Source organism: Reichenbachiella sp. (assembly GCF_039944555.1).
In the GTDB taxonomy this organism is placed as follows: domain Bacteria; phylum Bacteroidota; class Bacteroidia; order Cytophagales; family Cyclobacteriaceae; genus Reichenbachiella.
On record NZ_JBDUYN010000007.1, the window covers coordinates 471,468 to 491,470 of the forward strand.

17 protein-coding genes are annotated in these 20,003 nt (G+C 39.7%); 10 read left to right on the top strand and 7 right to left on the bottom strand.

Annotation, left to right across the window (positions count from 1 at the left end):
- Positions 1 to 10: 10 nt before the first annotated feature.
- The 3 genes from ABJD64_RS10580 to ABJD64_RS10590 are packed head-to-tail and all read left to right on the top strand — an operon-like array spanning position 11 to position 2,090.
- On the top strand, positions 11 to 841 hold the full coding sequence (locus tag ABJD64_RS10580) for a mechanosensitive ion channel domain-containing protein (protein WP_348178499.1): 831 nt from the start codon (positions 11 to 13) through the stop codon (positions 839 to 841).
- The gene (locus ABJD64_RS10585) at positions 838 to 1,590 is read left to right on the top strand and encodes a glucose 1-dehydrogenase (RefSeq protein ID WP_348178501.1); all 753 of its coding nucleotides are present in this window, start codon (positions 838 to 840) and stop codon (positions 1,588 to 1,590) included. Before ABJD64_RS10580 ends, ABJD64_RS10585 begins: the two co-directional genes overlap by 4 nt.
- Before the next feature lie 35 nt (positions 1,591 to 1,625).
- A complete protein-coding gene (locus ABJD64_RS10590; RefSeq protein ID WP_348178503.1) occupies positions 1,626 to 2,090 on the top strand; it encodes a heme-binding domain-containing protein in 465 nt (154 codons plus the stop codon).
- Positions 2,091 to 2,114: 24 nt separating this feature from the next.
- Here ABJD64_RS10590 and ABJD64_RS10595 read toward each other — a convergent pair whose 3' ends face one another.
- From ABJD64_RS10595 to ABJD64_RS10610, 4 genes are all read right to left on the bottom strand, one after another.
- Positions 2,115 to 4,592 (bottom strand): TonB-dependent receptor, encoded by a 2,478-nt coding sequence (locus tag ABJD64_RS10595; protein ID WP_348178505.1) that lies wholly within the window; start codon positions 4,590 to 4,592, stop codon positions 2,115 to 2,117.
- A complete protein-coding gene (locus tag ABJD64_RS10600) occupies positions 4,573 to 5,952 on the bottom strand; it encodes an HTTM domain-containing protein (RefSeq protein ID WP_348178507.1) in 1,380 nt (459 codons plus the stop codon). Before ABJD64_RS10600 ends, ABJD64_RS10595 begins: the two co-directional genes overlap by 20 nt.
- Entirely contained in the window at positions 5,936 to 7,027 is a 1,092-nt protein-coding gene (locus ABJD64_RS10605) for an imelysin family protein (RefSeq protein ID WP_348178509.1), read from the bottom strand. The genes ABJD64_RS10600 and ABJD64_RS10605 overlap by 17 nt, the downstream gene beginning before the upstream one ends.
- A 71-nt stretch (positions 7,028 to 7,098) precedes the next feature.
- Positions 7,099 to 8,298, bottom strand: a complete 1,200-nt coding sequence (locus ABJD64_RS10610) for a DUF4856 domain-containing protein (RefSeq protein ID WP_348178511.1) — start codon at positions 8,296 to 8,298, stop codon at positions 7,099 to 7,101.
- Between the two features lie 221 nt (positions 8,299 to 8,519).
- Between ABJD64_RS10610 and ABJD64_RS10615 the strand changes: the two genes are divergently transcribed.
- From ABJD64_RS10615 to ABJD64_RS10640, 6 genes are read left to right on the top strand one after another with little or no spacing between them, the layout of a single operon-like run.
- Positions 8,520 to 9,176: a metal-dependent transcriptional regulator gene (locus tag ABJD64_RS10615; RefSeq protein WP_348178513.1), complete on the top strand. Its 657-nt coding sequence runs from the start codon at positions 8,520 to 8,522 to the stop codon at positions 9,174 to 9,176.
- Entirely contained in the window at positions 9,173 to 10,093 is a 921-nt protein-coding gene (locus tag ABJD64_RS10620; protein WP_348178515.1) for a zinc ABC transporter substrate-binding protein, read from the top strand. Before ABJD64_RS10615 ends, ABJD64_RS10620 begins: the two co-directional genes overlap by 4 nt.
- Entirely contained in the window at positions 10,090 to 10,881 is a 792-nt protein-coding gene (locus tag ABJD64_RS10625) for a metal ABC transporter ATP-binding protein (RefSeq protein ID WP_348178517.1), read from the top strand. Before ABJD64_RS10620 ends, ABJD64_RS10625 begins: the two co-directional genes overlap by 4 nt.
- A 6-nt stretch (positions 10,882 to 10,887) precedes the next feature.
- Positions 10,888 to 12,192, top strand: coding sequence for an iron chelate uptake ABC transporter family permease subunit (locus tag ABJD64_RS10630; RefSeq protein WP_348178519.1), 1,305 nt, complete (start codon positions 10,888 to 10,890; stop codon positions 12,190 to 12,192).
- A complete protein-coding gene (locus tag ABJD64_RS10635) occupies positions 12,192 to 13,076 on the top strand; it encodes a metal ABC transporter permease (RefSeq protein ID WP_348178521.1) in 885 nt (294 codons plus the stop codon). The genes ABJD64_RS10630 and ABJD64_RS10635 overlap by 1 nt, the downstream gene beginning before the upstream one ends.
- A gap of 52 nt (positions 13,077 to 13,128) precedes the next feature.
- Entirely contained in the window at positions 13,129 to 13,947 is an 819-nt protein-coding gene (locus ABJD64_RS10640; protein WP_348178523.1) for an alpha/beta hydrolase, read from the top strand.
- Positions 13,948 to 13,955: 8 nt separating this feature from the next.
- Here the strand turns inward: ABJD64_RS10640 and ABJD64_RS10645 are convergent, their stop codons facing one another.
- The 3 genes from ABJD64_RS10645 to ABJD64_RS10655 form a co-directional block, all read right to left on the bottom strand.
- Positions 13,956 to 14,513, bottom strand: coding sequence for a rhomboid family intramembrane serine protease (locus tag ABJD64_RS10645; RefSeq protein WP_348178525.1), 558 nt, complete (start codon positions 14,511 to 14,513; stop codon positions 13,956 to 13,958).
- Positions 14,514 to 14,568: 55 nt separating this feature from the next.
- Positions 14,569 to 15,036, bottom strand: coding sequence for a hypothetical protein (locus tag ABJD64_RS10650; protein WP_348178527.1), 468 nt, complete (start codon positions 15,034 to 15,036; stop codon positions 14,569 to 14,571).
- Positions 15,037 to 15,139: 103 nt separating this feature from the next.
- A complete protein-coding gene (locus ABJD64_RS10655; protein ID WP_348178529.1) occupies positions 15,140 to 16,552 on the bottom strand; it encodes a thioredoxin-like domain-containing protein in 1,413 nt (470 codons plus the stop codon).
- 316 nt (positions 16,553 to 16,868) lie between these two features.
- Between ABJD64_RS10655 and ABJD64_RS10660 the strand changes: the two genes are divergently transcribed.
- The gene (locus ABJD64_RS10660) at positions 16,869 to 19,823 is read left to right on the top strand and encodes a response regulator (RefSeq protein ID WP_348178531.1); all 2,955 of its coding nucleotides are present in this window, start codon (positions 16,869 to 16,871) and stop codon (positions 19,821 to 19,823) included.
- The last annotated feature ends 180 nt before the right edge of the window (positions 19,824 to 20,003 follow it).

Below are 20,003 nucleotides of genomic sequence, written 5' to 3' on the forward strand. Positions count from 1 at the left end.
AAGCTTTAATATGAAAGAGTTTCTACAATTTCAATTATTACATTTAGGCGACATCAATATAAGAGTATACCATATACTGGCCATTATTGGTGTAGTCGTGGCAACCAAGCTGGTTTTGGTTATTCTTAGGCGCTTCTTTAACAGACAAATTAAGGTTGGTCAGTTCGATGAAGGCAGAGCCTGGGCCTTTTATCAAATCATCAAATATGTGGTGATGGTAGTCGCCATAGCCATTGGGCTGGAGTTAGTTGGCGTGAAGCTCACGCTTCTACTGGCCGGATCTGCCGCACTGTTGGTTGGCTTCGGACTTGGTGTACAGCAACAGTTCAATGACCTCGTATCCGGCCTGGTTTTGCTTTTTGAAGGCACGGTTTCCATAGGCGACATTGTAGAATTGGAAGGATTGGTAGGAAAAATCACCGAAATAAACATTAGAACATCAGAAGTAGTGACACGAGACGGTATCATTATCATCGTACCCAACTCAAAGCTAGTTAGTGACAAGGTCATCAACTGGACACATAATCGGCAATCCACCAGATTTAAGGTTTCTGTAGGCGTCGCCTATGGTACCGATCTCAAGAAGGCAACTACTATTATAGAAAAAGCGACAGCTGATCATACCGAGGTTGCCAAAAAGCCCCAACCCTTTGCTCGATTTATCGATTTTGGCAATTCTTCTCTCGATCTTGAAGTACATTTTTGGAGTAAAAACATGTGGCAAATTGAAAATATAAAGAGCGACATCAGATTTGAAATTTACGACCAGTTCAATAAACAAGGCATTGAAATTCCATTTCCACAACAAGACATTCACATAAAAACCAATAATACTCTATGAGCAAGTTTTCATTAAAAGATAAAGTAGCCGTTGTTACCGGAGCCAGCAAAGGCATAGGTGAAGCCATCGCATCTATTTACGCCGCGGCAGGAGCCAAAGTGGTAGTCTCTAGTAGAAAGCAAGAAGCAGTCGACCAGGTTGCCGAGAAAATAAATGCAGCAGGATTCGAGGCTATTGGAGTCGCATGCAATACCGGGGACATGCAAGAGATCGGCAATCTTGTTGACAATACACTTGAAGCCTTCGGGAAGATTGACATCATCGTCAACAATGCTGCGACTAATCCTGTATTTGGTCCAGTGCTCAATACCGAATTAACCGCTTTTGACAAGATCATGGATGTGAATGTAAAAGGTCCGTTCGAATTGGCCAAACTCAGTGTTCCACACATGGAATCAGGTGGTTCAATAATTAATATTAGCAGTGTAGGCGGTATTTCACCAGAGGCCCATTTGGGTATTTACAGTGTAAGTAAGGCTGCGCTTATTTCTTTGACAAAGGTGATGGCAAAAGAACTTGGTGCACAGGGTATTCGAGCCAATGTAATTTGTCCGGGTTTGATTAAAACCAAATTCAGTGAGGCACTATGGACCAATGATGATTTGACCAAAAAATTTGTAAAGCACCTTCCTTTGGGTCGCATTGGAGAGTCATATGAAATCTCAGGATTGGCCTTATTTTTAGCCTCCGAAGCTTCTTCATATTGTACCGGTAGTGTTTATACTGCAGACGGTGGATTTACTATTTAAAACTGCTATATTCGAGCCAAAATACTTAGAATAAAATGACGTTAAAAACCAAGATCATTGCAGGTGTTATGGCCCTGTTAGTTATTATCCAATTTTTTGGTATTAACAAGGAAAACCCTATTTATCAAGCTGAAAATGACTTTATTACCATTACGAATCCGCCTGAGGATATCGCCCAAATTATTAAAACTTCATGCTACGATTGTCATTCTTATCAGACCGAGTATCCCTGGTATACAAGTATAGCTCCTGTATCCTGGTGGATAGGTGATCACATTGAAGAGGGTCGCGAACACTTCAACCTGTCTGAATGGGGCAAATACTCTGAGAAAAAAGCACTGCATAAACTAGAGGAGTTTTACGAAGAAGTAGAGGAAGGAGAAATGCCATTGACTTCTTACACATTGATGCATGGCGAGGCTGGCTTATCAGATGAGCAAGTAAAAAAGTTAGTGACCTGGGTAAAGAGTTTGCCTGGTGTAGAACAGGGTGACCACTAAATCATCGATAACTTAGGATCGAAATTAAAGCTTAATGCCTAACGTTAGATAGAAACTTCGGCCATCAGACGGGATGATTCCCGGACCGGGATAGCCCGTGGCTCGTCTGGTGAAATAGTTATTGTTCGTCAGGTTATTGACTCCTGCTTCCAATTTAAATAGTTTGTAAGCATAAGAGAGCGAAAGGTCGAGTATATGATAGGCGGGAATTTCACCAATCACGCCTTCTCGCGCACTACCTGATTCAGCAATCGAAGAGTTCTCTGCATCTGTAAACTGTTTCGACATCTTTGTTAACTGAACACTGGCCAACAAGTTCTTATAGCCCATATTCAGGCCAGTCTTAATATTCACTTCAGGAATAAACTCTACCCTATTACCATCCACGTTACTATTTCCCTCTACGGCATTTAAGTATTTTGAGCCCGTAAAGGCAGTATTGACAAACCATCTTAGTTTCAACTCCTTATTATTTCCCTGCATGGTTTCAAGTAGATTCCATTCTGCAAAGAGTTCAAAACCATAGATCATAGCATCGCCTATATTGGTTCTGACACGATTGGCCCGATTGTCGAAAATGATCCCGATGCGATCCCTGTACATCATCATATAAGCACCAATATCATAGGATACATATTTCTCCCATTTGCCCCTAAATCCAACATCGGAAGTATATCCATTTTCATCCTTGATATTCTCATCGATAATAAATGAAGGGTTTACTGTTCGAATATCACTAAAGGTCACAGATCGATAGTTCTGAGAAAAATTCCAGTACAATTCCAGATTTGAGCTAAATTCATTGCTCACCCCAATCCCCAAAAGCACAAAAGTCCTGGGCAGGGATTGAACATCTGAAGAGTCAGTAAAAATCAGATGATTGGAAGGATCAGGAAAGTATCTGTAGTCTCCCCTACTTTCAGTTTTGATATGTTCAAACCTGAAACCCGGTGTGACAGATAACTGCTCGTTCAGATAAAAAATATTTTCACCGAAGATGGCCAAATTTTGATTTGGAAAGGTGTAATCAGATACGTTTGGATACGTATTATTGCTGTGGTCAAAACTAAAATCAGCATCAGACCCGAATGAACCTGCACCCTGCTCCGAGGTATTTTCAGCCTTATAATACTTTGCTCCAATCAAGAATACGGCATCTCTGTCGAAGAGACTGTACCTCGTTAATAACCTCGCTTCTGCACCCCAATTGTTGAAATTACCTTTGATCAAATCTCTTGAATAAACATATTCTCCGTTTTCATCTTTCCAATCGGGCTCGCTCACTGGGTTCCTATTCAGTCCATCGGATCCTGGAATACCTCTAAATCCTAAAGCATTTCGTTCAGCATTCAGACCAAAAACATTTAGGCTAAAATCTGTTCGATTAGAAAATTTATGATCCAGTCTTACAGAATACAGTTTCCAATCAACTTCGAACCAGTTTCGTTCCCGATTGCTGAATTTGGCATCCATCGCAAATTGAGAGTCAGTCAGGCCTCCAGCTTGCTGAGCCAGATACTTGAGGTAAGTAAAGTCCAATGAAATGCTGGTTTCGTCGCTGAAGGCATATTGTAAATTGGTAAAAAGATTCTTGGAGTCGAATTCCGAATTAGGTCGATAGCCATCTCCTTTTTTGTAGTTGAAATAGGTGTAATAACTAAAGTCACCTACTGTTCCACTCAGACTGGTGAAGTTGGTAAAGAGGCCAAATGAACCTACGGTTTGTCGTGATTCTAACTCAATCTTTTTATTTTGAACAGGTTGTTTCATTTTGAAATTAATCAACCCTCCAAACTGAGTCCCATACTGTAGAGATGCAGCACCTCGAATCACTTCTATTTCTTGCAGTCCCTCTACGGGAGGCGTATAGTAGCTTTCCGGATAGCCCAGCACATCTGCACTAATGTCATAACCATTTTGCCGGGTATTGAAGTTAGAAGTCCGATTCGGATCTAACCCTCGACCTCCTATGCTCAATTGTAATCCTCCGTCGTTGCTTTCATAAATGTTGAGACCAACTACCTGAGAATAGACTTGACGAGCATTGTTACTGGCCCTGTTGCCCACCAATTGATCTAACAAAATGACTTCGCTCTTCTTTCCCGCGTAAATAGCTGTGCCTTCAACAGGTTGCAATCTTTTTAATCCAAAAATTTCTTCCTTCTTCTGGCTAATGACTACCTCAGACAACTCAGTCATCAATTCAGATAATTCGAAATTAAGATTCTGACTGGATTCGAGATTTATTAATTTGGTTCGTGATTCGTATTGATAAGAAAAGATGACTAGCGTATAATTACCTTTAGACAGGTTTTTAAAACTGAAATTTCCGGCTTGATCAGTTTCGATCAACGTCCTGGTTTCTTGTATGTAAACCTGTGCGCCAGCTATTCCTTTTTGTGTAACTTCATCAGTTACCTTTCCAGTCAATTCCAGCTGCGCCCAAACTGCCTGGGACATCAATAACAGCAAGCCAATAATTTTATAAACCCGTAATTTCATCGTTGAATGGTAAAATCCAATCTTTATGTTTTAAAGTTTCACTTTTCTTCGTCAGATCAATATTTGGGTTGATATATGGTCGACTTGGTCTTCCGTTCAATGCCACATAACTATCCACATAAATTTCAATATCCTGATGCCCCTGGTCTTCGAAATGCTTCTTTAAATAATGCGCATATTCCAAAATAAAATCAGGTTGAAATGACATTTGCTTTTCCTGAAAAGAGGTCAGAAAATCACTATTGTCGACATAAAACCATTTACCAGTTTGTTTGTCCACAATTTTGAAATTAGTCGAACCTGCCTTCTCCATGAGCATTACACGCCACGAAAACCTGAAGCCTTCTTCCGTCCAAAAAAGTTCGCCCGGATATAAGACATATCTGAAGGGCAAGGTCAATTGAAGCGCAAAGAAAGCGATAAAGAGACTGACTTTCACCTTCTGCCTCAAAGATTTACCGTCATAAATCAATACCCGTCCTGGTTGACTACCTGGCCGTATCCATTCCACCCATCTTGAGAGATGGTTGAGCAAGTTCAAATGTAATTTCGGAGGAAAGAAAATAAGTGTGCTGGCAATCATGATATAAGGAAACATTCCGATAGGAAACAACATACTCGTCAACAAATGGAAAATGATAACCAGTGAATAACCCAACCACCTCGTTGCAGAGTATAGCAACAAAAAGGGCACCGATAAGTCATATAATGCACCTATCCAACTTAGTGCATAATGAACCCACACTTGCTGTAACCAATAGCCCAAAACAGGAAGGTCATAACCTCCTGGTAACCAGATTTTAAGTGGCATGGCATGAATCAGCCAATCAGAATTGAGTTTCGCCAAACCAGCATAGAAATAAACAATGCCAAGCATCAGCTTTATGCTGTCTATTGTCCATTGAGGGATGCGGTCATAGCTGATTTTAGGGTTCTTCCTAGCATCTACCGAGGTAAAGTTATGAGCAGGCAAAAAGATCATTAAGAAGCTTATCAGACTTACAAAGTAATAATGATTGAGGTAAGTGGTCTTATCCATCAATTCGATGTAGGTAAAGCTCAAAAACAAGAGAACTATGGACAATCGATACCTATATCCAAGCGCGACAAACAAAGCTGAAACACCGCAAACAAAAAATATAATATAAGTATATGGACCCCAGGGCTTGACCCATTCAAAGCCATAATATGAAAAGAAGAATTGTGGTTCGATGTAAAGTTTTTCGATCCAGCCATTCCACCAAAACCGAATCATACTCATAAAAATCAATGAACCGAATAAAATACGAAAGACCGCTAAGGGAGCGGCCTGAGTTGTTTTATTCCAATATCGTGATATTGAATCAGTCGCCATCAGCATCTACATAATCTACTTTGACATTCATAAGCTGCAGCATATCAATTTTGAAATTGATTACATTTTTTTGAAGTTCATCATAGGTATTCAGCATCAATTCATTATTGCTTTCAACCTGCTGCGAGAAACTTGAGGTCAATGAACTGCTTGTACTTTCAATTGCCGCGAACTGATCAATAATTTGTTGAGCCAAATCGGTTCCACCACTGATCGAATTTAAATAGTCGAGGTAGGTCTTAAAACCTTCTCCGGTTTGGGTCGAACCAAAATGCTGCCCATTGAAAAATGCTTTGCTGCAGGCTAGTGCCTCGTTGAACAACTCTTTTGAAAAATCTGATGCATAATAGGCTTCAACATCGGTTGGGTCCGGGGTGCCTGAGAATACACCTGCCGGTATTCCAACCTTACTTGCTCTTAAATGTTTTTCAAAATAAAATATATAATCATTGGTCAGTTTGTTAACTGCCCCTGTTGCACTGGAGCCATCATTATTGACAAAGGTGTCTCTATATCCAGATTCCCAGTCGTTCACCACTTCAGAAGTTAGGGTCTGGAGCCTTTTTGCAAGATCTGTCAAATATGTTTTGTAAGCATTATTTTCATATTTGGCCAATATTTCAGCATCACTACTAGCTAGTCCATATATTAAATAGTCCAAGGCAGGAAACCCTTGCTGATCTCTACGTGATGGAAGTTCAAGGTTATAGCTACCTGAAAGCATGCTTGATTCAATTTCTTCAATATTGGCTGGGTACATATTGGTGTACCCTTGTAGCCCGTTGGTCTCTGCCACACCAATTTCGAATATGGCCACCCATTGCCAGGCCAAATAAGCAGATCTCCATTTTGCTCTTAGCGTTGCCAAGCTCTCTTCAGTGGGCGCGTTTGTGAAAACAACCGCCTGAGCCTCAAGTGCATCCACTTCTCCTTCATAGTTTTTGTATGCCGGAACGATGATATTATCTGCCCAATTCACCAACATGGCTTGTCTGTCAAAATTATCGTCAGTAGACTCATTGCTTCCCGAGTCACAGGAAATTAGGGCAACACCTAAAAGAAAAAACAGAACTTGTTTCATTAATATTTAAATAGAAAATGTGAGATCGCTTTTCTAAACGGTCTCACATTAGATTTTTTTAATACAAAATTTTATTCAGCCGCCTCAGTCAAAACCAAACCAAAAGCATCTGAAATCTTACTAGACACTTCATCAAGAGTAGTTGATGAGGCATTCCAAAGACCGTTGTCGTTAGCCAGAATACTATCGATAAATGCATCCACTTCAGCTTTTGTGAAATAAGATGCATCGGTGTTAGGTTTTCTGGTGAACTGTAAACTGTAAACAAATCCGAAGCCTTCTGATAAATCATGAAAGGCACTGCCAAATTCCTGATTGGCAAGAGCTGCTTTACCAGCTTGCAAATAGTGTACAGCTCTAACAGCGATTACTTTGGAAACATTTTCTTTGATGATCTCTGCCTGCTCATCTCTTACTGTGTAGTCCTTAGCCGCTATTGCAGCCCTACCTAATTTAAAGGCGTTGAATATATCATCAGCTATGCCCGTGTAGTTGGTGTTACCATCTACTTTCGCAATATATTTATTTAAGAAACTATCATCGCCAAGCGTGGCATTTGGGTTGGTAGGATCTTGTGAAGCACCATATAAGTAGCCATAAGCTTCGTCCCATTTATGTTCCATTGTTGTGTACGATTCACCTTCGGCCACAACATCGGCATCGTTGTCTTCTCTATTTGTGGCGGCATCGAGTACAGCAGGGCTCAAATAGTTGTTTAGCGCCTGATCAGTCATTAATGCCCCAATTAGAGATTTCGCAACCATTTGATTGTATTCCAATCCATTTGCACTCACATATCTGGTAGAAGTACCATCAGCAAGTTGTCCTGCGACGCCTGCAGATGCCTGCTCATTCCAACGTGAAAATACTTCATCATGCTGATCGCCAATCCAGGTATCGAACAGTGACTTAATAGCTGTTGCATCCGTAACATTGCTTGAGAAAAAGTCATTTGACGCTGCAGTTTTACTCCTAATACTTTTGCTTGAAGCGTTTAGGTCTGCATCAGAAAAATCTTCTGCACCCTCTTCATGCGCAAACATGGCAAGCAAAGCTTCCTTTGACTTTGTTTCGTCCTTAAGAGCTGAGATCAATTCTTCAGCCATAGCTATTCTGGTAGTTTGGCCACTAAAAGAAACAGAGGTAGCTCCATCTCTGGTAAAAGAATAAGTAGTTGGGGTATCAATTGATGGAGTTGCATCATCGTCGCTGCAAGAAGATAACGCAGCAGCTCCGAAAAGAAGACCGATATATAGTCTGTTAAATTTCATAGGTCGCAAATATATTTTGTTTATTAAGACTAATTATAAATAATGAAGCAAAAATAACTCCCTGCCCTTTTGATGCAATCTTTATTTAGACAAATTCCAAATAACTGATAAAAATCACTACTATTAGTGATCAAGCCACAGTAAATAAATTAATAGTAATCAAAATATTTTTTTAGATTAATCTAAAAATTGCTTTCTTTTGCTAAACATTAATTCACTTTATGCTAAGTCACGCTGAAGAAAACTATTTAAAAGCTATCTACCACTTATCCCAGGCTGATAAGTCAGACGTATCCACAAATGCAATTGCTGAAGTATTACAGACCAAACCAGCTTCTGTAAGTGATATGATCAAGAAGCTTTCTGACAAGGGCTTTATTCATTATCAGAAATACAAAGGTGTAAACGTATCCCAAAAAGGACGAAAAGAAGCTTTGCAGATCATAAGAAAGCATCGGTTATGGGAAGTTTTTTTAGTGGATAAACTACAATTCAAGTGGGATGAAGTGCATGAAATTGCTGAGCAGCTGGAACACATCAAGTCATCAATTTTGACTCAGAAATTGGATAAATTCCTCGGTTACCCTAGAATCGATCCTCATGGCGACCCAATACCGGATGAACGTGGAGAAATTGTGCTTGGAAAAAAGTCCCCTCTTTCCGAAATATTTGAAGGCAAAAAAGTACTGGTAACTGGGGTTGACGATTCAGATTCAGAGTTTCTCACCCACCTCGATAAAATCAATATTGCATTGGGAACCAAAATAGTAGTTAAAGAAAAAAACTCCTTCGATGGCTCAATGCAAATAGAGCTTCCCAGTCAAAAGCTCATATTTATTTCAAAACAAGTAGCAGATAATCTATTAGTCACAGAATGAAAATTAATATCATATACATATTCGCGGTCATTACATTGATCGCCAGTACCTCTTGTCAACCAAAAGAAAAGGTAAGAGATGGTAAATTAAAAGTAGTGACAACTACGGGAATGATTTACGATGCGGTAATCAACATCGCCGGTAAACAAGTAGAGGCAAAAGCACTTATGGGTCCTGGTGTTGACCCCCATCTTTATAAGGCCACGCAAGGCGACTTAAAAAAATTACAAAATGCCGATCTGATCTTTTACAATGGTCTACACCTGGAAGGCAAAATGGGCGAAGTTTTTGAAAAGCTAGGTAGAATCAAACCAGTAAAAGCCATCTCTTCAGATATTCCCGATTCATTATTTAGAACCAGTGAGTTGTATCCAGGCACTTTTGATCCTCACATTTGGTTCGATGTTTCACTTTGGAAGGAAGCCGTTCGAAATGTACATCGCAATCTTGTATTATCGGATGAAGCCAATAAATTGATTTACGACAAAAATGCTCAGCGATTTCTACAGTCTCTAGATTCGTTGCATCTGGAAGTAATACGCTCCATTTCAAGTATTCCTGAGAATCAAAGAATGTTAATCACGGCACATGATGCTTTTGGTTACTTCGGAGATGCCTATCGAATTGAAGTTACAGGATTACAGGGAATCTCTACGCTTTCTGAACCTGGCCTAAAAGACGTTGCAGATTTGGTTGGTCTGATCACTACCAATAAAATAAAGGCTGTATTTATTGAAACTTCTGTGTCCGAAAAGGCTATCAATGCTGTGGTTGAAGGTTGTCGTAAAAAAGGACATGACGTGAAAATTGGTGGCAGTTTGTACTCGGATGCCATGGGCCCATTTGAAAAACCCGAAGGTACTTATATAGGTATGGTTCATGCCAATGTTCAAACCATTGTAAACGCACTCAAATGATTGTAAATGTAGACGACCCGGTATTAGAAATCCATGATCTCACCGTTACTTATAGTAAGAAACCTGTGCTATGGGGTATAGACCTGACGTTACCAAAGGGGGCGCTCGTAGGTGTTATTGGACCAAATGGTGCAGGTAAATCTACCTTGATCAAGGCAATCATGGAAATAGTACCGTTGAGCAGTGGGTGGGTTGAAATTCTTCAAAAACCCATAGCTGAGGTCAGAAGTCGGGTAAGCTATGTTCCCCAAAAGGAATCAGTGGATTGGGACTTTCCTGCTTCGGTTCGTGACGTAGTCGTGATGGGCAGGTATGCTGAACTCGGCCTATTCAAACGGCCAAGAAAAGCTGATTACCAAGCGGCCGACTATGCACTTGAACAAGTGAATATGCTCCCCTACTCCAGTCGTCAGATCAGCCAGCTTTCTGGCGGGCAACAACAACGCGTATTCTTGGCTAGGGCTTTAGCGCAAAACGCAGAAATCTATTTCATGGACGAACCATTTGCTGGCGTCGACGCTGCCACTGAAAAAGCAATTATTGGCATTCTCAAGACCATGTCTGAAGAAGGCAAAACAGTAATTGTTGTCCATCATGACTTACAAACAGTGACTCAATATTTCGATTGGGTAGTTCAGCTCAACACGCGCTTGGTGGCCTCCGGACCAATAGAGCAGGCATTTACACAAGAGCTCCTTCAGGAAACTTATGGAGGCAAGCTCAGCATTCTGTCAGAAGTGGGCAACTTGTTGAAGAAACAGCAATTTCCAACGAGAGATTTGACCTAAGTCAATATGGAAGATTTTATCACATTCTTTTCATTTGAAAATCCAAACATTCGATATGTCGCAGGAGGTTCTGTGCTACTTGCTATAAGCTCTGCGCTTGTAGGTTGCTTTACATTCCTCAAAAAGAAGGCGCTGGTCGGAGACGCCGTAGCACACGCGGTACTTCCAGGTATTTGTCTCGCATTTTTAATTTCGGGCACCAAGAATCCGGTGTACTTAATCATTGGCGCTTTCATTACGGGTTGGCTATCATTGATCCTGATAGATGTAATCACAAGAAAATCCAAAATCAAAGAAGATACAGCCATAGGACTCATTCTGTCTGTCTTTTTTGGTATAGGTATTTTATTGTTAACCATGATTCAGCACTCAGGAAATGCTGCTCAAACAGGACTGGACTCTTTTCTCTTTGGCAAAGCTGCTGCGCTCGTAGGTCAGGATTTGATGGTATTTAGTGTCATCAGCATCTGTCTCTTGCTTGGAGTCATACTGTTTTACAAAGAATTTGCTCTTATTTCCTTCGACGAAGACTTTGCAAAATCAATTGGATTTCCCGTCAAAAGATTAGAGTTGGCTTTAACCACTTTAACAGTTCTTGCAGTGGTCACAGGAATTCAAGCTGTCGGCGTAGTACTCATGGCTGCTATGTTGATTACTCCGGCAGCAGCTGCAAGATTTTGGACCAATCAATTGAGCATCATGCTACTATTAGCTGCTATTTTTGGGGCATTTTCTGGCATTAGCGGAGCCTATATTTCGTACGTGGCTCCTTCCATGCCAACAGGTCCATGGATAGTGATGGTCATTTCTATGATAGCCATAGTCTCATTTTTTGTTGCTCCAGAGAAGGGCATTCTGTACAAGTTGATTAGGCAGTCGAAAATAAAAAAACGTATTCTCACGGAAAACATTCTAAAACTGTTTTATCAGCTAGGAGAAATAGACAACAATTTCAATGAACATAGGAACCTCTCGCAAATACAAGCCAAACGACCAATAAAAACGCCTACCCTTACCTTAGGATTGAAGAGGTTGACACATCAGGGCTTTCTAAAAACCCAAAAAGGAAGTTGGTACCTAACCGACCAGGGCCGTTTAAAAGGTCAACGGATCGTAAAACTTCACAGACTTTGGGAAGTGTATTTGACTAAGTATTTGAGAATTGCGCCAGACCACGTCCATGAGGATGCTGATAATATCGAACACATCCTTACTCCAGAATTGGAAGTCAAGTTAGAAGCACTACTACAATACCCAACCAGTGACCCGCATGAGTCAAATATTCCTTACAATAAAAGTTTAAAGAACTAATGGACGCTATATACATCATTTCTGCAGGTACATTGGTCGCTATCTCTTGTGGCCTACTCGGCTGCTTTCTCGTGTTGAGGAAAATGGCTATGGTAGGAGATGCCATATCCCATGCCGTTCTTCCGGGCATAGTCATTGCATTTTTAATTAGTGGTAGTAGAGATTCAATAATTATGCTTTTGGGAGCGGGGGTGATTGGAATACTAACCACAGTCCTCATAGAATTTTTTCATAAAAAGGGCAACCTACAAACTGATGCCTCAATTGGGGTCACATTCACCTGGTTGTTTGCTTTGGGCGTAATTCTCATATCTGTATTTGCCAACGAAGTGGATTTGGATCAAGATTGTGTGTTACACGGTGAAATTGCCTATATCCCGCTGGATTTATGGATTACAGACTCAGGACTTATCTTAGGCCCCAGAGTACTTTATGTTTCTGGATTTGTTTTTATCCTCATTATCTTATTCATAACGCTGGGATACAAAGAGCTCTATTTGACTACTTTCGATCCTGCATTTGCCACAGCAATAGGCATATCTACTGTCTTATGGCATTATCTATTAATGGCGGCCGTTTCACTCACCACAGTGGCCTCATTCGAGTCTGTAGGCGCTATCCTTGTCGTTGCGTTGATGATAGCTCCACCGGCTACCGCCTATCTACTCACAGAAAGTTTTCCTAAGATGCTGTTGATTACTGCAATTTTGGGAGTGATCATTTCTGTTGCAGGCTATTTTCTAGCGGCCTATCTGGATGGCTCAATTGCTGGTGCTATGTCCTCAGTGGCTGGATTGCTCTTCGTATTAGCATTTCTGTTTTCACCATCTGAAGGTATTGTATTCTCTAAAGCGCAGCACAAAGAGATTAAAACAAACGGTTGATTTTTTTCTCCAGTCTAAAAATGTTTTCTTTAACCTAAATTGAATGTTTCTTATGCGATTGACAAGTCTGCTGTTCTTACTTTTTCTTATTCCCTCTGCACTTTTTGCGCTTTCACCTAAGCGTAACTATTCTCGTACTCCGCACGATCTGCATATGACTTATGAGAAGCTCAGCATTCCATCAACAAATAATATGCAACTTCATGCCTGGTATTTTCCTTCAGATTTGGGAGATCAATTGATGATCATCAGTCATGACGGCGTGGGTAATATGGGAGATTACCTGGAGCGCGTGAGAATTTTGGTAAACTACGGATTTAGTGTGGTCATCTATGATTATCGAGGCTTCGGCCAAAGCAGTGACTTCAATATTGATAAGTATCAATATATATACAAGGAATTTTATGATGACTTTGATGCCGTATATAATTATTGTGAGGCCAGATTTCACCACGAATTGATTGCTTATGGCTGGGGCATTGGCGCAGGAATATCTCTAGTCAGAGGTTATCAAAAGGATGATATAGCCGGAATCATTGCAGATGAGCCCTTCGTCGACTTCACTAAACTGAAGACTCAATTTTCGAAAATAAATGCTATAATGAGACTTCCTGCAGGTATTGAAAACAGCAGCTACAATGCACTGAATATGGTCAAAAATCAGCCTGGAGAAAAACTGCGAGGCATACTCTATTTACATGGAAGCAAAAATTTCCTCTATAGTACTGATGATATGGAATTGCTGCTTGCTTCTACTACCCTTGAGTTCACAGAATTATATCAATTTGATGTAGCATCCAGAATGGACAATTTCACCGTGAATGAATCGGAATATGCTCGCCAGATATATGCATTTGTGCTAAACCTTTGACTTGGTTACTAATCCAGTCTTCGGGTATTGCGATACATAAATGCAAGTCCGATACCTACAAAAGCTCCAAAAGCATGCGACTCCCAAGATATATTGGAAACTGTGGGTAGCATGCCATAGATCAGACCTCCATATAGAATAACGACCACAATTGAGATAGCCAGCGATCGAAAATCTTTTCTAAACAAACCAAAAGATATCAGAAAAAAAGCCAGACCATAGATTAGTCCACTGGCTCCAATATGATAAAATGATCTCCCGAACATCCAAACCAAGATTCCCGTAAGCACATAGCAATTTGCAAATACCCAGAGCGCAATACGATTGTAGAATACAAAGACAGTAATACCGAGAAACAGAAGAGGCAATGTATTAGACAGGATATGCTGGACGTTGCCATGGACCAAGGGGCCCGTAAGGATCCCAATGAGACCTTCAAACGTGCGCGGATAAATTCCCAAAAAGCCCAAATCAACATGCGAATAGAATTGAATCGTAAACACTAACCAAATGACAAATGTCAATCGCAACGGATAAATGATGTCGGCACGGTATCTGGTATACATGATGATCAGGTATAGAGAAAAAAAAACCCCGACTAGCGGGGTTGATATTTACTTTTTAGTAATCTGACGGGTCGTCGATCATTTTTAGTTCCATCAATTTTGCTTCTTCATAGCTAACGGACATGTATCCTAAAATCCCACCAGAAGCCTCGGCTACCTTCTTAGCCATATCTTTCAAACTGGCGTGTAGCTTAATCGCAAATTTTTGCTCAATCTTAGGTAAAATGAAATTAAGCTTTCTAAGTTCTTTAGTGATAATTTCAGACCTTCCTTCAGACGTATCCGGCATTTCATTCACCAACTTGATAAATTTGTCTCCAAAGTCCTTTCCTACCTCCTTGTAATAATCAATAAGTTGCTCTCGTGCTCTTGACTGTTTGCTATTCGCTATTTCCACAGCTTGATGAATTTCAGACTTATCTATCTTATCATCAGCTCCAGCTATAAGAATGGAGACTAAGACAGGAGCCCTAAGCAACACCTCTATTTCATCATCACGCAACGTGTTGAATTCCTTAATCATCTGATTGAAATTTTTATTTTGTTTTAAAAAAATCGAAAATAAACTAATTCAACTAAATCAGAAAATTTTCTACACAATTAAAAAGGCCTTCTTTGAAAAGTCCCTACTGAGTCAATTTATCCATTCTTTTTCTATCGTTGATAAATGTCTCAATTTGTTCCACATCTAATTTTTTTGCGATTATCTCTTTGTCCTTATTCAAGATATAAACTTGCGGCGTACTTCTCACATTGTACTGCACCCGAAAGTTGCTTCGATAGTTCGGATCTCCCAGGTTAATCCAATTCAAATCAAACTTCTTAATGAAATCCTTCCACTTCTGTATCTCCGTATTCACGGTAATAGCCGCCACATCAAAGTCTCCATCCATCTTCTTGTAGAGATCATACAATACCGGAGTCTTTTTCTTGCAATGACCACAGTCAGGATCATAAAAGAAAAGGACCAGGTAATCCGATTTGATATCATACAGGCTTGTGGCTCTCCCTAAAGTGTCAGATAAGTACATCTGAGGTGCCTTAAGGCCAATCTGATTGTCACGGAGGAACGTCATTTCCTTACTCAATTCGGCTAGTAAGGTACTATCGGCCCATTCTATCTTTCCGTTCAGGTAATAGTTGTCCGACAAATGAACAAAAACCTTGTCCATACCCATGATCTTAGCATTTTGATATTCTTGAAAAAAAGTACCCATCCAAAACCGAAAAAGTTCAGGATTATCCTTGCACTTGTTCAGAACAAAATCAACAGAGGCAATAATTGAATCCGGATTTTGGAAGGTCACACGATCAATGTATTCTTTTACTTTTCCATAAAAATTAGGTGCCCTTATCAGGCCTTCTGAGCTAAAATCAAGCCCATCAAAGAAATGCTGTTTGTAATAATTGTACTGCGCTTTCTTCTGCTCCAAAGTTGGTGAATCTGAATCTATTTTCAGCTCCGGTGACTTACCCATCATAATTAAAATCTGACTCATGTAGGTATCCCCAAAAGTATTCAACAGGCTGTCTCTTTTCTCAGTATTAGTCTTATTCAAAGTAGCCATTTCTTCCCTGACCCGTAGAGTATCAGTAGCAGTACTCGTGGAATCGAGAGCTGAAGTTAAGGCCTGCATTTTTTGTTGATGAGCGATCATAACAAGCTGAAAATCTCTGAATTGCTCGTTGTCTTGCGAGTTTTCTACTGTTAGATCGGGATACGTGGTTTCCTTTTTTGTTTTCAAAGAAAAGTCCAGCGACCGGTCCACCAAAAAATCCATGGTATAGGATTTTGAATATAAAAAATAAACCCCCGCCTTTATGTCCTTGTCATCTTCAAAAACTAATTTTCCATTCTCTATAGCAGTCGTATCAAGCACATATCTCTTATCTCCTCGATAATATCCGAGGTAGGCTACGCTATCTTCCAAGCCATCAACTGTGATAGCGATACGATAGTGTTTCTTTGTGACTTCTTGCGCCTGACAAACTTGAAAACCGATAATGAAAACAAAAAAGAAAGTAAATATGGGCTTCATATGAATCATGAAAATTGAATTAATTCTAACAGAACGTAAAACAAACAAAAATGGTACTACCATTTATACAATTAACTAACTTTTAACTTTTAGGAATCTTAAAAAATGTTAAGAAATTGTAGCCATCAAAGTATTCTTGATACAATATTGTCATTGTGGCAATAAAACCATAATTATCCGAGGCTATATAAAATATATTTCGCTAATTTGAATCTCATTTATTTTTAACACTAAAAACGTAGAATTATGAAGTTAATCAAGCAAGAACTCTACCTGAGTCGAAAGCCGGACGAGGAAGATGATAATGATCCTCCACATGATCCAGGAGGAGGAGGCGGAGGCCGCAGATAATCGAGAAACAGCATTTTGGGAAAAACTATTATTAAGTTCATTGTTAAGATATCTTATATACCGACCTGCCTTTTTTGCTTTGCTCTGTACGGCAATTGCCTCTGAAAGCATAGCACGGCAAACAAGCGAAAGTGACGCAAAAACCTTTGAACAATTTGTACATACCTATGATTCTCTCATAAATTCGAATCAAACGGATATGGCTTACAACCTTTTGACCGAGGAATCAGAAAATCTCCTCGGTGAAGAGATGTATAGTAATTACTACTATCCACTCTTATACATGAGGGTAAGAAATGAGTACAAAAGGGGCAACTATTTGGAATCCATCACTTCAGCCAGAGATTTTATTTCAAAATATGATAAGCCAGATACTCTACTAGCATATACCTACACTTATTTAGGAAATGCATTCTATAAATTTGAAGATTATGACATAGCCCTGGACTGTTACTTTAAGGCATTAGAAATTCATGAGAATGATAAGCATTATTATGAGGTCGCTGTTCTTATAAGCAATATTGGACTTATCTATGATAATCTGCAAAATTACCCTGAGGCCCTAAGACATTATAAGAAATCTATTGACTTACTCAAAAAAAGCAACTTACCCCCAGATCCTTATAATTACAACCAAATTGCAAGACTGCAAACAAGAATTGGCAATTTTGAAGAAGCACCTCTATATCTTGATAGTGCTAAGAAATTTGCATTGGAACAAAAGAAATACTTGGAAGCAAATTATGCCTCCCGATCAATGGGTTATAACTTTTATATTCAAGATCAGTTTGAAAATGCGCTACCGTTTTACAAATCTGCTTTAGAAGGATATCAATCTATAAATGCCAAAGACGATGCACTCGAATGTGTCCAGCAGTTAGCTTTAATTTACATCAATCTAAAGAAATACAATAAAGCCATCGAGATATGTGAGTCCAATTTACCGATAGCGTACTCTAGTGGTAACTTAAAACAAGTGGTAGCACTCGCAGATAAAATGTATCTCGCACTGGTCGCCACGGGAAAATACAAAGAGGCTATCTTTGTTCAGCAGAACTTCAAACAAGCACAAGACTCAATTGACTTAAGTCAAAAAGAAAGCAACAAATACAAGGTCCAGATGCGACTGGAAGCCGAAAAGCGTGCCAATGAAAATGAATTATTAAAACAGCAAAAGATAGCAAATGAAGAAACTATCAGGGCACAAAACATCTTGCTCTACAGTATCGGAGTAGGTATGTTTCTGGTAGTCGTCATTGCTCTATTGGTCTATCGTGCTTATTTAATAAACAAAAGGCTTTCCGCTAAGATACAACAGCAATCAGACCGACTCCGACAATTGGATGAAGCCAAGTCCAGGTTTTTCGCCAACATATCTCATGATCTGAGGACTCCGCTTACCCTGATCATGGGTGGCATAGATCAAGTACTCAAAAGTGAAGATTTGCTACTCACCGAAAAGGCTGAAAGGCAACTCAAAACAGCCATATTGAATGGACAAAGGATCATTCATTTGACCAATGAAATCAATGAGCTCATAAAGCTCGAAGATGGCAAGCTCGTCACGCACAAGAAATATATCGATATTGACAAGATGTTGAAGTTGTTCGTCAAGATGTTCGACTCTATGGCAGAACTTAAGGGCATACACCTCTCCTATTCCAAATCTATTTTCGATGGCGAATCTGTCATTCACATAGATCCTTTTCAGTTTGAGAAGGTTCTATTCAATCTGATTACTAATGCACTGAAGCATACCAAATCAGGTGACTCTGTCACGGTAGCACTGAACAGAGAATATGAAAACCTTGTTATTTCTGTAATAGACTCAGGAGAAGGTATTCCTGAACAAAACCTTCCGTATATTTTTGAGAGGTACTATCAGGCACCTGATACCACCTTCAAAACTCAAGAAGGTTTCGGTATAGGCTTAGCGCTCGTAAAAGAGATCATCAGTAAGCACAATGCGACTATTGAAGTTAAAAGCAAGCTTGGCCAAGGTTCAGAATTTGTCATTTGCATTCGAAGAGAGAGAGTACCTGCTGAAGAAATCACTCAGCTTCCTGATCTCAGCTATAGCGATGAGACCATGGGCCTCTTCAAAGAGCTTGACGAACCAATTGAAGACAAAAGTCCAGTGGTCAATATTTCTCACGCGATTGAGGACACCTCTGACAAGCCAACGGTACTTATCGTAGAAGACCATCCTGAGGTCAGAGAATTTATTCAAAACATCGTTGAAACCAAATATCACGTGTTGACTGCACCAAATGGGCAAAGAGCACTAAAAGTCTTGGACAAGGAGACTGTTAATTTGATTATCACTGATTTGATGATGCCATGGTTTGATGGTTTCGAACTTTTAGAAAAACTTAAGGAAAGCGAAAAACTAAGAAAGATTCCCGCGCTTGTGCTTTCAGCCAGAACATCTGAAGAAGATAAGACCAAAGTCCTTTCACAAGGTGTTAATGATTTTCTATGCAAACCCTTCAATCCAGATGAACTATTGATCAGGATTGAAAACCTATTGAATCGTAAAGAAATCTGGAACAACAATAACGAAGGAGCGCTGTTCATCAATAATCAGCAAACTCTGGATGAAATAGAGCAATCTTTATTAAAAAAAGTAGAACACCTTATCCTGGAAAAAATCGATGACCCAAATCTTTCCATCAACTATCTGGCTGATCAAATAGCGGTAAGCGAACGAAAGTTCTACCGAATGATCAAAAAGATGACAGATGGTACACCTTATGAATTCATCAAAGAGGTTCGTATGCAATTCGCCAATAGAATGTTGAAAGAAAAAACTGTCAGCAATGCTTCGGAAGTTGCCAAAGCCATCGGAATGAATAATGTCAGCCATTTCAACACGCAGTTTAAGAAGAGATTTGGTAAGGCACCAGTCGAACAAAAATAGCTTCCTCGACCACGATTGGCCCTTTGGCAAGATTATTAAGAAGGTTGGCAGTATTTTGAAATGGATGACATCTACATTAGTATCATAATTAATTTTTCTCAAAATGCTGCTGGCTCCAGAAGATCTTCTGGAGCTTTTTTCATTTCCTTATTAGAATTACAATTCACCTCTCTACTTCCG

Excerpts from the sequence above, each read along its gene's own strand:
- ABJD64_RS10580 (WP_348178499.1), top strand. The coding sequence starts at position 11 with ATGAAAGAGTTTCTACAATTTCAATTATTACATTTAGGCGACATCAAT.
- ABJD64_RS10585 (WP_348178501.1), top strand. The coding sequence starts at position 838 with ATGAGCAAGTTTTCATTAAAAGATAAAGTAGCCGTTGTTACCGGAGCC.
- ABJD64_RS10590 (WP_348178503.1), top strand. The coding sequence starts at position 1,626 with ATGACGTTAAAAACCAAGATCATTGCAGGTGTTATGGCCCTGTTAGTT.
- ABJD64_RS10595 (WP_348178505.1), bottom strand. The coding sequence starts at position 4,592 with ATGAAATTACGGGTTTATAAAATTATTGGCTTGCTGTTATTGATGTCC.
- ABJD64_RS10600 (WP_348178507.1), bottom strand. The coding sequence starts at position 5,952 with ATGCTGATGGCGACTGATTCAATATCACGATATTGGAATAAAACAACT.
- ABJD64_RS10605 (WP_348178509.1), bottom strand. The coding sequence starts at position 7,027 with ATGAAACAAGTTCTGTTTTTTCTTTTAGGTGTTGCCCTAATTTCCTGT.
- ABJD64_RS10610 (WP_348178511.1), bottom strand. The coding sequence starts at position 8,298 with ATGAAATTTAACAGACTATATATCGGTCTTCTTTTCGGAGCTGCTGCG.
- ABJD64_RS10615 (WP_348178513.1), top strand. The coding sequence starts at position 8,520 with ATGCTAAGTCACGCTGAAGAAAACTATTTAAAAGCTATCTACCACTTA.
- ABJD64_RS10620 (WP_348178515.1), top strand. The coding sequence starts at position 9,173 with ATGAAAATTAATATCATATACATATTCGCGGTCATTACATTGATCGCC.
- ABJD64_RS10625 (WP_348178517.1), top strand. The coding sequence starts at position 10,090 with ATGATTGTAAATGTAGACGACCCGGTATTAGAAATCCATGATCTCACC.
- ABJD64_RS10630 (WP_348178519.1), top strand. The coding sequence starts at position 10,888 with ATGGAAGATTTTATCACATTCTTTTCATTTGAAAATCCAAACATTCGA.
- ABJD64_RS10635 (WP_348178521.1), top strand. The coding sequence starts at position 12,192 with ATGGACGCTATATACATCATTTCTGCAGGTACATTGGTCGCTATCTCT.
- ABJD64_RS10640 (WP_348178523.1), top strand. The coding sequence starts at position 13,129 with ATGCGATTGACAAGTCTGCTGTTCTTACTTTTTCTTATTCCCTCTGCA.
- ABJD64_RS10645 (WP_348178525.1), bottom strand. The coding sequence starts at position 14,513 with ATGTATACCAGATACCGTGCCGACATCATTTATCCGTTGCGATTGACA.
- ABJD64_RS10650 (WP_348178527.1), bottom strand. The coding sequence starts at position 15,036 with ATGATTAAGGAATTCAACACGTTGCGTGATGATGAAATAGAGGTGTTG.
- ABJD64_RS10655 (WP_348178529.1), bottom strand. The coding sequence starts at position 16,552 with ATGAAGCCCATATTTACTTTCTTTTTTGTTTTCATTATCGGTTTTCAA.
- ABJD64_RS10660 (WP_348178531.1), top strand. The coding sequence starts at position 16,869 with ATGATCCAGGAGGAGGAGGCGGAGGCCGCAGATAATCGAGAAACAGCA.